12 protein-coding genes are annotated in these 14,038 nt (G+C 42.3%); all 12 read right to left on the reverse strand.

Annotated elements, in window-relative coordinates:
* Positions 1–103: 103 nt before the first annotated feature.
* Positions 104–334 carry a hypothetical protein gene (locus ACYP5M_RS11130; protein WP_434167621.1) on the reverse strand — a complete coding sequence of 77 codons (231 nt, stop codon included), beginning with the start codon at positions 332–334 and terminating at the stop codon, positions 104–106.
* A 19-nt stretch (positions 335–353) separates the two neighbouring features.
* Entirely contained in the window at positions 354–1,472 is a 1,119-nt protein-coding gene (locus tag ACYP5M_RS11135; RefSeq protein ID WP_434167622.1) for a GerAB/ArcD/ProY family transporter, read from the reverse strand.
* A gap of 21 nt (positions 1,473–1,493) precedes the next feature.
* Complete coding sequence (locus ACYP5M_RS11140; protein ID WP_434167623.1) at positions 1,494–2,717, reverse strand: Ger(x)C family spore germination protein; 1,224 nt, start codon at positions 2,715–2,717, stop codon at positions 1,494–1,496.
* The gene (locus tag ACYP5M_RS11145) at positions 2,707–4,344 is read right to left on the reverse strand and encodes a spore germination protein (RefSeq protein ID WP_434167624.1); all 1,638 of its coding nucleotides are present in this window, start codon (positions 4,342–4,344) and stop codon (positions 2,707–2,709) included. Before ACYP5M_RS11145 ends, ACYP5M_RS11140 begins: the two co-directional genes overlap by 11 nt.
* A gap of 179 nt (positions 4,345–4,523) precedes the next feature.
* Positions 4,524–5,135, reverse strand: coding sequence for a DedA family protein (locus ACYP5M_RS11150; RefSeq protein WP_101223084.1), 612 nt, complete (start codon positions 5,133–5,135; stop codon positions 4,524–4,526).
* An 83-nt stretch (positions 5,136–5,218) separates the two neighbouring features.
* Entirely contained in the window at positions 5,219–5,869 is a 651-nt protein-coding gene (locus tag ACYP5M_RS11155; protein WP_434167625.1) for a phosphatase PAP2 family protein, read from the reverse strand.
* Between the two features lie 290 nt (positions 5,870–6,159).
* Positions 6,160–7,395 (reverse strand): cytochrome P450, encoded by a 1,236-nt coding sequence (locus tag ACYP5M_RS11160; RefSeq protein WP_427572403.1) that lies wholly within the window; start codon positions 7,393–7,395, stop codon positions 6,160–6,162.
* Between the two features lie 648 nt (positions 7,396–8,043).
* On the reverse strand, positions 8,044–8,223 hold the full coding sequence (locus ACYP5M_RS11165; RefSeq protein ID WP_230176665.1) for a DUF4083 domain-containing protein: 180 nt from the start codon (positions 8,221–8,223) through the stop codon (positions 8,044–8,046).
* A 124-nt stretch (positions 8,224–8,347) separates the two neighbouring features.
* Complete coding sequence (locus tag ACYP5M_RS11170; protein WP_434167626.1) at positions 8,348–9,019, reverse strand: DUF975 family protein; 672 nt, start codon at positions 9,017–9,019, stop codon at positions 8,348–8,350.
* Between the two features lie 462 nt (positions 9,020–9,481).
* Positions 9,482–10,657 carry a M20 family metallopeptidase gene (locus tag ACYP5M_RS11175; RefSeq protein WP_434167627.1) on the reverse strand — a complete coding sequence of 392 codons (1,176 nt, stop codon included), beginning with the start codon at positions 10,655–10,657 and terminating at the stop codon, positions 9,482–9,484.
* 252 nt (positions 10,658–10,909) lie between these two features.
* Positions 10,910–12,535, reverse strand: a complete 1,626-nt coding sequence (locus ACYP5M_RS11180) for an amidohydrolase (protein ID WP_459735047.1) — start codon at positions 12,533–12,535, stop codon at positions 10,910–10,912.
* Positions 12,536–12,630: 95 nt separating this feature from the next.
* Positions 12,631–13,962: a branched-chain amino acid transport system II carrier protein gene (brnQ, locus tag ACYP5M_RS11185; protein WP_434167629.1), complete on the reverse strand. Its 1,332-nt coding sequence runs from the start codon at positions 13,960–13,962 to the stop codon at positions 12,631–12,633.
* Positions 13,963–14,038: the final 76 nt, after the last annotated feature.

The following is a 14,038-nucleotide window of genomic DNA, read 5'->3' on the forward strand; positions in this document are numbered from 1 at the left end:
TTATCATCATACTATGAAATGCGTTTGCAGGGTGGAGAAAAGCAAAAAGACAAACTCCCATATTCGGAGTTCATCTCTAATTCAGCAAGGGGAATTTGTAACATCATTGTTGTCCTTTGGTGTTGCCTTTCTTTTTTTTTCTATAAAAGAAGCTGAACACAAGGAATGCAAGAAGAATGAGAAAAAGGATAAGTTCAGCGGGGTCCTTCACCAAAAATGGGTTAAAGGCATGCTTGATTGAATTATCCAAATCGAATCCCAATAGAATATCCATACCTAAAGATATGACCACTAAAGGGGCTAGGATCAAAACTGTAATACCAAAGATTTTCATTTCTCATTAATTCCACCTTTTAGGAACTTTTTTTGGTGCTTATCTTCCTTTTTTTTCGATTCTTAAAAAAGGCAATGATCAAGAGAAGCAACGGAATGATCACCTGAAATGGCAGATGGATGTAATTTGGTACGGCATCTAGCCCTTCATAGATATGTTCCGTATAGCTGCTTGCTATAATAATCGAGATCAATAAAATGACCATGCCAACAGGGTAAGCAAGTCTGGAGGGCTGTTTAACGTTGAAAACATTCGCCGTACCCGTTACCGCTACATAAGTAAATACACTTATCTTAATGAACCCGCCAATCAACAACAAAAACAAGAAGTACACATCGAGACGTTCAAGAAAGCCAGCGACCTCTATTGACTGAATGAGGGTAAGAAGAGGATATTGCGAACGTGTTGTAAGGTCCACACCAAGTACAGCAACATTCACAGCCATTAATATCGCGAGAAAAATACCGCTTGTCGCCAAGCCCCCTATCCCAATTTTTTTCAGTCGCTGAGGTTCGTTCAAATAAGGAAAAATCATTAAAAACACTATGATCTCGCCAAATGGAAAGAAAACGGTTTTAGTGAAACCCATTTTCACCATCTCTGTCCCGCTGATTTCAAAAATGGGCTTTAAGTTGTTTAAATGGATCATGCCTGAAGCAATAATCAGAAGCATGAAGGTCATTAAAAGTAAATTCTCCAAGACAAAGAATAGTTCCCCCGTCCTCGCCAATACTTCTATCCCTTTACGTACCGTATACACCACGACTAAAATGAATACAGCGTTCGCAAAAAATAACGGAAGATGAGGATAGGCAAAAGTAAGCAGTGTATCTCCGAAATCCCTCAGCACCCTGGCAGCAAGATAGATGAAATAAAGGATGTATAGAAAAGCTACGATCCTGCCTAGAAAATTCCCCAATATATTTTTTACAAACTCTGTTAACAGCTGATCAGGGTAGTATTGAAAAAGGCCATAATAAATAAAAAATAATAAAAATCCGCCTATCATCGCAATAAGGATGACTAGCCAAGCAGCCTGCTTGGCTTCACCTGCAAGCGGAACCAAAAGTGCACTGCCCATTTCAAACAGGAAAATAAGGACGAACAGCTGGTAACCGCTGATTTTTGCCTTTTCCATGAGGATGCCACTTCCTTTCCATTATTGATCTTTCTTTTTTAAATTTGAAAGAAATGGCTTATTACGTAATCCGGTACGGCGAATGAAAGTCTCTACCTGCACATCTACTTCGAGCTTAGGAAAAGAATCATCGTCCCAGTTATTTTCGATTTTCTTCCATTCTTTAGGATGGTTTTCGTGCATGATTTCACCAAAGCCAAAAATATCGGCTTTATTTTTCTGTGCCCGAACGACCGCATCTTCCATCTCCTTCTTCAAGTCTTTCGCTAACTTCTTTTCAATATCTATCAGAACATGCGTATCGGTTAGATTCACAGGAACACTCACCTCCCGGATATCTCCTTCAGCACGGACCTTTATCGATATTTTCGGTTTGCCGTTTACCAATTTTACTCCGACGTTGGTTTTTTGGCGAATAACTGAATAGGTGATTGCGTCTTTTTTACCCTCCCAATCAATGTTTAAATGGGTATTTTCGATCCTATCCAATACCCACATTGATCCTATTGCCTTATCGCCATCCAACCAGTCAATCAATTTGCCATCTTTAAAAACACCTATCCCTGCTGCATTAGGGTTCGCCTCAATATCCGAGGACATGGTATTCTCCATTTTATCTTCTTTACCTGTGTTTCCTTTCACGGTAAAACCACTTATTATCGGTTCTTTCCCGGTACTAAGCAAATTCTTGATCACCTCTTGGAGATTGATGCTAATATTTTTCCCCTGGGTTTTTTCAGTGATTTCAATCGTCCTAATGATTTTCTCAGCAGATACCTTATCGATTGCGGTTAACGTTTCGACAATATCCCTTGCTTTCACACCCCGGGCAATCACGATCCTCGTAGTTGCCCTGAATTCCGGTGAGCGCTCAAATGCGTCGAAAATATCGTTGAGGCCCTCTTCTTTTGCTAGTTCCTCACCTATGACAATCAGGTTGGCATGGGCAAAATACATATCTCGCGAGATTTTAGTTGAAGTGCCACTATCCAGTTCAAGCACATTATCTCCAGTGGCCCTATAAATGGATATCGGTGGATTTGTTCCGCCGCCGCCCTGAAGAGCTCCCGCTACATTGCTTGGATTAATGATTTGGAAAGTTCCCACTAACTTTCCTTCTTTATTTCTATCGAGTCCAACTGCCGAGACAATGGCCATTTCGTTTAACTCTGTTTTATCCCAACAGCCGGTGGTGAATGTGGTACAGATTAACATCAAGAACAGAATTAGCTTTTTACGATTCATTGCCTTCACCTTTTTTCTCGTCAGCAGTTTTCATTCCACGCGATTCTGGAGGCAGGGGTCTTTGATTTTCGCCTTCCCTTATCAGATTATTTTCGTTGGTTAAAAATTTTGGCCTTTCCTTAAAGGCCCACATAGGTCTTCTGAAGAATGTGTCGCCCAGCCCTTCAGGATTCAGAGGAGCGAGCGGTGTCATATAAGGAACTCCAAGTGAACGCAGGCTGCATAAATGGACAATAAGGACGATAAAGGCTAAAATCATTCCATAAAAACCTAAAGTGCCTGCACAAATGATGAATCCGAACCGCACAATGCGGGCAGAAATCGCTATGGAATAAGAAGGGGTTGCAAAACTGGCAATCGCCGTGATTGAGACGATGATGACCATTGCCGGCGATACGATACCAGCCTGGACAGCCGCCTGCCCGATGACCAATGCTCCGACAATGGACATCGTCGAACCCACGGCCTTTGGCATCCGAAGACTTGCTTCCCGTAATATTTCAAAGGTCATTTCCATAAGAAGCGCTTCAACGACGGCAGGCAAAGGAACCGTTTCCCTTTGGGCCGCTACAATGACCAGCAACTTCGTTGGAATCATTTCCTGATGAAAAGTCGTGGCTGCAACATAGACAGCCGGCCCGACTATCGAGATGATGAAAACGATGATCCGTAAAAAACGTGTGGCTGAAGCAATGTCGAAGCGATTATAGTAGTCTTCGACAGATTGGAAAAACTGTACGAATATTGCCGGTGCCACCAGGACAAAAGGCGTTCCATTAACGAATATCGCCACTCTTCCTTCCAGAAGGTTTCCTGCGACCATATCCGGTCTTTCTGTATGGTTAAGGGTTGGGAATGGGGTCATGACCTGGTCTTCTATCAATTGTTCAATATATCCTGATTCAAGAATGCTATCGATGTTAATTCGATTTAAGCGCTTCTTGACCTCCTCGACGATCCCTTCTTTAACGATTCCATTTATATACATGATGGAAACGTCCGTTTTTGTCACCGTGCCTATTTTCATCGACTCTATCCATAAATCCGGGGTATTGATAATCCGGCGTAACATGGCAATGTTCGTTCCAATCGATTCCGTAAACCCTTCTCTTGATCCCCGGACAGTCAAATGCGTGCTTGGTTCCTGAATCGAGCGCCGCTCTCCCCCTTTTGTACTGGCAACCAGGGCTATGTTGATACCATCAACAAAAATGATGCTGTCCCCTGATAATAAGGATAAAAATAGTTTTTCCCAGTCCTTGACGGTTTCTACACCACCGAGGGAAACCACGTCCTCAGAGATTACATCCAACGCTTCTTGTGGAAGTATTTTTTCTGATAGATGAGGATTTTTCATGATTGATTCAATTAAAAAGTCCGTAACGCTTGGATTATCAATCAGACCTTGCACATACAAAATAGTTGTTTTTATCTCCGGATTTTGACCAATTTTCAACGTTCGGATAATGATGTCCGGACTGTTTCCCGTCTTTTTCTTCACGATTTCCAGATTTGCTGCAATGGAATTTTCTATATAATCAGGCGTTTTGCTTTTGGATTGATTTTCATCTTCCTTTTTCTTTTCACGTTGCTTCACTTGTCTCTTTTGCTTGAAAAAAGAAGCCATAGCACCGAACCTCATTCCTTTTTCGTTTCACTCATTTTGTCCAAACCATTCCTCCTTTATTCTGAGTTCTGCCTTCTTCCTTCCATAAGAAAAAGGCTGTCGCAATGACAGCCTTTGGCGGTTATTTTCCGTTATGTAATGAAGTGCCGATTATAACGGCCCAATCAACTAAACTGAAATTATACTTTGCCTTTGTTCCTTCTCAAAATCAAAACAACGAAAGTAATCAATAACAAAGCCAATATCGCATAAACGATGTTTGAATAAATGTCCATATATCCTACTATATCTTCCCAGGAAGACCCAACAGCTGCCCCGATATTGACTAAGATGATGTTCCAAATTAATGTTCCGGATGTTGTGTAAAGCAGAAAGAGCCAAAAGCTCATATGGGACATACCTGCAGGAATTGAAATCAAGCTTCTGATCAACGGAACTAGCCTGCAGAAAAACACGGTCCATGCCCCGTACTTGTCAAACCATGAATTCGCCTTATGGACGTCCGATACCGTTAACCGAAGAATATGGCCCCATCTTTCCACGAACCTTTCAATGACCTTAACATCAAGAAGTAAACCAATTCCATAAAGGACGACTGCCCCTGCCACTGACCCTATAGTCGCAGCAATCACGACGCCAATAATCGTCATATCCGCTTTTGTTGTCATGTAGCCGCCAAATGTAAGAATGACCTCTGACGGGATCGGCGGGAAAATATTTTCCAATGCTATTAATAGAAAGATTCCTATATACCCAAAATCGTTCATGAATTCCGTAATCCAGTTTTCCATTTAATACGCTCCTAACTTTCTTGAATCAGCAGCTGACTTGTTACCCGCCGGCTGCTTATCTTGCAATAATCTTGCTCCCTTTATTAACGACCTTTGTTCTTCCGGCGGTCTTGATACCTTTGAAAAAACCAAATGGCAATTGCGATCCAACAACCACCCGCCAAATATCCGGCAATGATATCACTAGGATAATGGACCCCCAAGTATATACGGCTAATACCTATCGAGAGAATCATGATCATGCTGATCAGAATCAATAGAATCCTTGCCCACCTAGCCGTAATGTGACGCCATAGCAAAAATGTAAGAATACCGTATAAGGAAAATGCATTCATGGCATGTCCACTAGGGAAACTGTACCCCCCAATTTCGATGAGTCGATGTAAATCGGGCCGGGCGCGTTGAAACAATAGCTTAACCATCAAATTGAGAAGAGGTGAACCAACCATGACTGCAGTGAATAAGACCAGTTCCAAACGATGCTTCAAAACCCTATATAAGAAAAACAAAATGATCAAGGAAAGGATGATCAGGGAAACGGTTGAACCTATGTAGGTAAAGAACTTCATGATGTCCGTGAGAAGTGGAGACTCCCATCCCTGCACCAAGGAAATCACATCTTCATCAAATTTCAGGTATTCATTTGCACTTATGGTAAATGCCATGAAACTGAACCCGATTAAAGAAAGTACACTTATTAAAAAGGCAATGGTTAATTGCTGCTTTAATTTCATAATAACATCCTTTCACTTATTTAAAACCGATTCATATGGAAATTTCCATTTTATCATATCTTCTTCATTGCATGGTGAGTGTAATCGCCCGCCAACCGAATTCAGGAATTTGCCTGGGCACAAAATTTACTACTTTATCATACTACTCCATTCGTCATTGTCACCTCAACTTCAGGTTACTATAAGATTTCCCGACGACTACAGGAACATCAACTCGATTTAACGGGTGCCATTCAACATGCAAAAAGAAAAAAACCTTATGCAGGTTAGGGCACAAGGTTTTTCGTTTTTTAAATGCGGCTTGCCTTAAGCGGTAGTGATGTCAAAGTTTGCCCGGTCGCTGAATCGGTAAGATTCTCTTCTAACTGGAACGATGGCACCGCTTCAATATGCTTGAATTTCTTCAGGAAGGCAGTTAGTGCAATCTTCGCTTCCAGCCTGGCTAGCGGCGCTCCCAGGCAGAAATGCGGGCCATTTCCGAAGGTGAGATGCTTCTTATTATTAGGGCGGTGAATATTAAGGGTGAAGGGGTCTTCAAACATCTCTTCATCCATATTAGCTGCACTCATCCAAACAACCACGTTATCCCCTTCTTTCAATTCCACTCCCAATAGATCGTTATCTTCCTTTACGGTACGATCTAATTTAATAAGATTGAATCGGAATCGGAGCATTTCTTCGACCGCCTGTGGAACTAAATCCAGGTTTTCATGTAACTCTTGATAAACTTCCTTGTCATCATATAGCAGGGAATAAAAGCTATTGGCCAGTAAATGACTAGTTGTCTCGACCCCTGCCCCTAAAATCAGCATGGTCGTCCGGACAACCTCATCATCCGTAAACATTTCCCCATCCACTTCTGACTTCAATAGATCTGAGATGATATCATCCGCCGGGTTCAATCGTTTTTGCACAACAATCGGATACAAATACTGATAGTATTCTTTTGCGGCCACTTGCTTCAATTTATCTACTTCTTCTTGTTTTTCTCTATCAAAAGGAAGAAATAAGGTATCCACCCATTTCTTAAACAATAAACGATCTTTCGAGGGAACGCCCATCAAATCCGACATGACAATGATCGGAAGCGGACTCGCCAATGATTGCACAATATCGATTTCCGTTTCCTCATCCATTTGTCCAATCAACTCATCCGTAATTTCCTGAATGCGAGGTTCCCAGTTTTGAAGACTTCTAGGTGTGAATGCTGCGGCCAGCAGTGAACGGCGTTTTCTATGCTCAGGTGGATCCGCCTCAGTAATTTTGATTTTATCAGGCACAGAACCTTCCTCACTATCCGTTCCAACCGATATGGTAGTTCGTTTACGCACACTTGAAAAATGCTTATAATCACTGAGAACCCGCTTCACATCTTCATATTTAAAAACATTCCACGTATCCGTTCCTTCGTGATAACTCACCGGGTCATTTTCTAACATCCGTTTACACCAAGCGTACGGACTAAATTCCTCCGTCCGTGTTTTAAACCTAGTAATTTCTTTTACTGCAATAACTTCTTTCATGATACCGACTCCTCCCACTTCTTAAAAGTTACCTAACAAAAGGATCGAATGTTCAGCTTACCATCTCAGTCGATTTGTTAAAGGGTCGAGCATTCCTGATAGACTTTTTCACCATATCCTTAAATACACATCTATTCCATTATAGGGTAAAATCCCGCAATAAACCATGCATCTTCCATACCAGCAGCCTTACATGAAATTTGCCCCACAATCCCAACAACCCTATGTAAAACTGCTTATTTTTTTACAATTCCCTTTCTTTTTCTATTTTTTTATGTCTCTCAATTGAAGCTTAAAATCCGATCCTCATTTTCAAATTCGGTGAAAGTCCTTCCACTAAGTTATTTCAGTATAAATTATTTTTATAATACCCGAGTTTGATTCGGAATGAATCCACTGCATAAAAAAACGGCTGCTCAATGCAGCCGTCAGGTTAGTTAAGCCCTCACTGGATTTAAGTGAATTTGTGACACTCCTGCCGAATAACTGGGCTGGCCGAGACCCCACAGCCTCTTGCGGTGAGGAGGCTGTGGCAGGCGGAAAGGTAGCGGATTTCTGAAATCAAGCTGGAATTTTTAAAAGAAAAAAAACTGCAGGCAGACTCGCTTTTCTTCGAGTTTGTCTACAGTCTGAACGGCTGCACTGTAGCCGTCAATTTTTGCCCCTTTTAATCAGTTCATGCAAATCATCCATCTTCTTTTCCATTATATCCAATCTGGTTTTACGGTGCTTGATTGAACGGAAAAGGGATACGGTTCCCACGATGATCAGGATTAGAAATACAAGGCAAAACAATTGGTATACCATATCCGCAATATTATACCCACTCACTATGTAATCCCCCTAAATGGCATTCTCAATATTCTATTATACACCAGGCAAAATGAACAATTTAACCTTTTTAAGGGGAATCGGGAATAAAAAAACCGATAGCCAGTTGCTATCGGTTGATCTTTTATACCTCTAATTGTTGATCGTCATCTTGTGGCACAATTAATTCATTATAAAATGCAGCCATTGTTGTTCCTGCATAAGGAATCAACCATAGTAAACCAATTCCCAGCGTTAACATGCTAAGAATGCCCCATCCGATGAAGCTTAGGTGCATAAGGAAATACTTCCATTTCAAGCCCTTCATCCTTTTTCTGCTTTCTGTAATGCTTTCAAGCACCGTGTATTCAGGATGATCCTTCAATAAGAAAAACACCTGCGAATAGGCGATGCCTTTGATGATACCCGGAATGATTAATAATAATGACCATAAAAAAATGAAAATACCTTGTAAGATGGATGCCCCAATAAGCTTGAAAGAGGTTTTGCCTTCTTTATAGATAGCAAATACTTCTGGAATATCAGGGTTTCCTTCCCTAACCAAATTCAGATAGAACCAAGTGGTTGAAATGGTAAGCGGGATTAAGGCAATGGAAAAGACGAGACTGAAGATATCAGACCATATCGGTGTTTCTTCCTGCATGAGCCATTGTGAAAACCCACCGCTTCCTATCACTTCGACAATTAAAGGTAAAATGATGTTGATCAAGAACAGAAGCAACATCAGCGATACAGTTACTCCCCATTTACCTCCCAACGACTGAAGGGCGTTCCTTTTTAATTCTGAGATTCTCATACTCCTATTTAACTCCCCTTTTTTAAACAGCGGAATTCTGAATATTCACCATTTAATTGTAAAATCTGGTCGAATTAAGAAAAACCACTATTTTTTTGATGTTTAAATCCCATGTTGTATTTTAACATAATATTTCTAGCTGTGGGCTTAATTTCCTAGAAAGCACACACAGATAAAGAAAAGCTGTTGAATCGGTTTCGAGCAACCATGATCAACTCCTTTCTCGCCTTGGCTATTGGCTTGTAACAGTTTATGAAAGCGAATATGACAATATGCCATCAATCATTCAGTGCCATAAACCATTTAATTCCTTCCATTTGAAAAAACCTTCGCGTAACCATACCCAATTAAGTGTACGGTCCGCGAAGGTGCTTTCATAGATCTTGGATAATGTACTTTCTAGTTCTTTTTTCCTTCCCGGCAAGGATTTCTAATGTTCTCCAGTGATTTGCTCCTTGGATTCTATCCTAAAATCTTACGAACAGCATGGATAAAAATATTAACACCGTATTCCATGGCATCTTCGTCAAAAGTAAAACGCGGATGATGGTGGGGATAGGTTATTCCCTTTTCCTTATTCCCAGCTCCTATCAAGAAATAATTGCTAGGTGCCTTTTGTTGGAAAGCCGAAAAGTCCTCAGCTCCCATCGTCGGTTTTTGATGGTCGACAGCCTTTTCTCCATAAACTTCACGGACTGTTTCTTCCATGAGTTTGGTGACTTCATTGTCATTTATGACTGGTCGATATCCAGTTAAATAGTTAAATTCATACGAGGCACCATGTGCTTCCGTAATGCCTTTGATGACCCTTTCCATAAGAATTGGCATGGATTCACGGAATTTCAAATCAAAACTACGAACCGTCCCGCTAATCTCTACGGAGTTTGCAATGACATTGGCCGCTTCCCCTCCAACGAACTTTCCAATTGAGAGAACCAAGTTGTCGAGCGGATCTGTATTGCGGGAAACGATATATTGAAGATTCGTAACGACCTGGGCCCCGATCGCGATGCTGTCAATTGTTTCATGAGGTGCAGAACCATGGCCCCCCTTACCATTAACGGTCAGAAAGAAACCATCCGGCGCAGCCATCATCGGTCCATATACGATGCCAACTTTCCCGACTTCAAAGGTGGACATGAGGTGGGCACCAATCACGATATCCACACCTTCCATAACGCCTGCATCGACCATTTCCTGCGCTCCCCCAGGAAAATACTCTTCGGCATGCTGAAAAAAGAAGCGGACTTCACCTTTCAGGCTATCTTTCATTCCGGAAAGGATTTTCGCCGTACCAAGAAGCATCGCCGTATGTCCATCATGACCGCAAGCATGCATGACACCTGGTGTTCGAGATTTAAAATCGAAAGAATTCTCTTCCTCAATCGGCAACGCATCCATATCTGCACGGATGCCCAATGTTTTCCCAGGTTGGGAGCCAATCAAGCAGGCCATCACACTATATTTTGTCGGACGTGTAACTTCCAGGTTTCCAAATGACAACAGGGTTTCGTATACGAATTGCGATGTCTTCTCCTCTTGATAAGATAATTCCGGATGCTGGTGAAGATGACGTCGCCAAGCAATCACATCTTCCCTTACACTTTTTATTTCCGGATATAATTTCAAACTATGCATGACCATTTCCTCCTCAAATATGAACTATAAGAATCTCTCTATCTAGTAATCAGCAAGTTATGTGCCAATTTCCGGATTACCCTTCCCGCTCTTGAAAAATAGGATTACAGCAACCCCTTTTCCCCTTATACACCATGGAAGTGTAAATTTTTTCACCCTCTAGCGTAAAAAAAATTTTACTACCATTGAACACCGTTCTAAGAAACGAAAGGGACGAAAAGGAAATCCGCTCCCTTTTCGCCCCTATTTCCTCTATTTATTTATCGTCTTTTCTTTTTGATAAACCAAAGAACCGCCCATATAGGTTTCTTCCACTGTAATCCTATCGATTTCCTCCGGTCTTATCGCCAAAATATCCTGGTCAAGCACAATGAAGTCTGCATGATAGCCGGGAGTGAGCTGCCCGACATCCGGGATTCTCGTTATCTCCTGAACTGCCCGCGTGTAGAGTGTAATAGCGGTAGGTACATCCACACGCTGATCCTGACCGGTGTCCGTACCATCATAGGCAATTCGCGTGACGGCTGCCTTGATTCCGACGAACGGATTGACCGGATCAACCCATGCTGTTGCTGGTGCATCGGAAGAGAATGCCAGCTTTATGCCTGCCTTTAACATGGATTGGATGGGGTACGTTTGCCTTGTGCGTTCTGCACCTAGATTATTAAGATAGCTTTCGATTTCGGCATATAAGAAGATTGGTTGAGGAACAAAAGCGATACCCGTTTCTGCTGCTCGCTGAAGTGCTTGCTTTTTAGGCATGGCTGCATGTTCGATTCTTATTGATGGACCATCAGCGATCCATCCCGTTTTTCCGTAAAAGGTATTCACGATCATATCGATCGCTTGCTCCCCCATTGCATGTATGACCAATTGTATATTGTTTTCCCTGGCTGCCTCAGCTGCACTTAACAACTCCGCCTCTGAGGTCATCTGAATGCCCTGGTTCTTTTCTTCGCCTAAAAATGGAGGGTCGACCCACGCGGTTTGCCCCGACACGCTGCCATCCGAGAATAACTTAACCCCACCGATATGATTCTGGTTTTCTCTGTTTGTTTTACCCTTATCCAGGATCATATCATTCTTCATATCTTCCCAAATATAGTATAAAACAGTACGTTGCTTTAAACCCTTTTCGCTCGCAGCCCTATACAAATCCAAGTAATCGATCGGCTTGGTCCTTGCCAGGAGTTCAGTGATTGCAGTAATCCCATGTGCTAATAATTTAGGACTCAATTCGGCGAGAGTATCTGTTTCTTCTTCGAATGTTTGAACCGGCATCACTTTATTGACCAGTTCTTTTGCATTTTCCCGTAATATTCCGGTCGGCTCCCCTTCTGAATCCCTGTCAATCTCTCCCCCTGCTGGATTTAGCGTGTCCTTTGTAATTCCCGCCAATTCCAATGCCTTGCTGTTCACGACAATTATATGGCCGCAGGTCCGGGTTATTACCACAGGTACTTCCGTCGTCGCCCTATCCAGATCGTAGCGTGAAGGGGACCGTCCTTCCGTCAATTTCCCTTCATCATATCCCCAGCTTTCAATCCAATCCCCTGATTTTTGGGATTCACACTGTTCACGAACGGCCTTGATCAAATCCTCAATCGATTCAACGACAGGTGGCATACATGGAATTTGCTTGGCCGCCTTCGCTAAAAATAGCGGATGAAGATGTGAATCTATTAATCCGGGAAGCACCCGCCGCCCTTGAAGATCAATCTGTTCCCCATTCATTCCGTCTGTCTCTGACTGTTCTCCTACCCACTCGATGCGCCCATTACGAACAACCATGGCAGTCGCATAAGGTTGTTTTGGATTCGATGTAAATATTTTCCCATTTATATAAATAAAATTCATATTTCGTTTATTTTCAATCATACTTTCCCTCTCCTTAATAAGTAAAATCCAACATGATGAACGTGGAAACTTCCCTTCATCCTTCCATATTTAAACCTTATGCCGTTTCCCAACAATTAAGATAAATGGTTTTCACCAGTCATGGGGCTTGAAGGAGTTCCCTGAGCCTGTTTTCCGTGAATGAACGTTCCCACGACGAATCCCAGTACGGCTGGAATCAGCCATGCAAAACCATATGAACTGAATGGGATGATGGAAATGAAATCATTCATGAATCCCATATGGATACCGACGCTTTCCAATGTTTCGCATAAACTGATGATGAAAGTGGCCAGGACCGACCCCTTATAGGCACCCGCGTTTGGTATGTACCTGCGGAAAACGCCAAGTAAGACAATCACTATCGAAACAGGGTAAATTCCCATGAATAACGGTACGGAATAGTCGATGATCTTTTCGACACCCATTAGCCCCATCAACACTCCAATGGCACAAACGACGATTACCCAATTGCGGTAACTCACTTTTTGTTTCGTCAACCCGCTAAGGAAATCTGCAATTGAAGCGGTTATTCCAATTGAGGTGGTAAGGCATGCTAATGAAACCGCTATAGCCAATGCAATGGTGCCGTAATCCCCAAGCAGTTTATAAACCAGGCTCGTCACCAGCTGCGCACTCTCCATTTCATAAGGGAATAATCCGCTTCCTGTAGCACCGATATATAGAAGCCCTCCGTATATGATGAGCAATCCCAAACCAGCCACTATGGTTCCATTCATGACCACTTGCTTCATTTTGGAAGGTTCCGCATATCCTTTTGCTGCAATCGAGCCAATGAAAACCGATGCACAAAGAAGGCCGGTGAACACATCACCCGTCTGATAAGCACTAAAAAACGAGTGGCCAAACGGATTTTGAATTTCCGTATTTACAGGCGCCCCCAGTGGATCGATAGTGCCTTTGATGACGATAAAAAGAAGAATGGCGAACAGAGCAGGCGTTAGCACTTGTCCGACTTTATCAATGAGATTGGATCGATCGCTGGCAAAATAAAAATTCAATCCAAAGAAAACGACCATCGTCACGAAAGAAGGGACATTCGGGAATAATGTATGGACCCCCATTTCATGGGTCGTAGCGGCCGTCCTGGGTACAGTGACGAGCATCGCAATCCCGATCATGACAACCAGATTGAATACCTTATAAAACCAAGTGCTGATCGGCCTTGTCAGTTCTTCAAATTTCCCTTTTGAATTCAAGACCGCCACAACTCCCAGTATAGGGAGTACAATTCCCGTAAGAATGAAGCCCGCTAGAGCCGGAAGCCAATCCGACCCTGACGCAAGTCCGATCGACGGAGGAAAAATCAGGTTGCCAGCCCCAAAAAATACGGCAAATAAAGCAAAACCAAAAATAAGGCTGTCACGTACTATCTTGTTTGTATTCATCCATTCACCTCTATTTTTTATCACTTAATGAAACCAGCTTTTAATACGCCTATCACTTATATAAGCAAATGCCGTG

This window comes from Peribacillus sp. N1 (assembly GCF_054600815.1).

Coding starts and splice junctions, on each gene's coding strand:
- ACYP5M_RS11140 (WP_434167623.1), bottom strand. CDS start 2,717: ATGAATCGTAAAAAGCTAATTCTGTTCTTGATGTTAATCTGTACCACA.
- ACYP5M_RS11170 (WP_434167626.1), bottom strand. CDS start 9,019: ATGAGAATCTCAGAATTAAAAAGGAACGCCCTTCAGTCGTTGGGAGGT.
- ACYP5M_RS11175 (WP_434167627.1), bottom strand. CDS start 10,657: ATGCATAGTTTGAAATTATATCCGGAAATAAAAAGTGTAAGGGAAGAT.
- brnQ (WP_434167629.1), bottom strand. CDS start 13,962: ATGAATACAAACAAGATAGTACGTGACAGCCTTATTTTTGGTTTTGCT.
- ACYP5M_RS11180 (WP_459735047.1), bottom strand. CDS start 12,535: ATGATTGAAAATAAACGAAATATGAATTTTATTTATATAAATGGGAAA.
- ACYP5M_RS11150 (WP_101223084.1), bottom strand. CDS start 5,135: ATGGAAAACTGGATTACGGAATTCATGAACGATTTTGGGTATATAGGA.
- ACYP5M_RS11130 (WP_434167621.1), bottom strand. CDS start 334: ATGAAAATCTTTGGTATTACAGTTTTGATCCTAGCCCCTTTAGTGGTC.
- ACYP5M_RS11135 (WP_434167622.1), bottom strand. CDS start 1,472: ATGGAAAAGGCAAAAATCAGCGGTTACCAGCTGTTCGTCCTTATTTTC.
- ACYP5M_RS11145 (WP_434167624.1), bottom strand. CDS start 4,344: ATGGCTTCTTTTTTCAAGCAAAAGAGACAAGTGAAGCAACGTGAAAAG.
- ACYP5M_RS11155 (WP_434167625.1), bottom strand. CDS start 5,869: ATGAAATTAAAGCAGCAATTAACCATTGCCTTTTTAATAAGTGTACTT.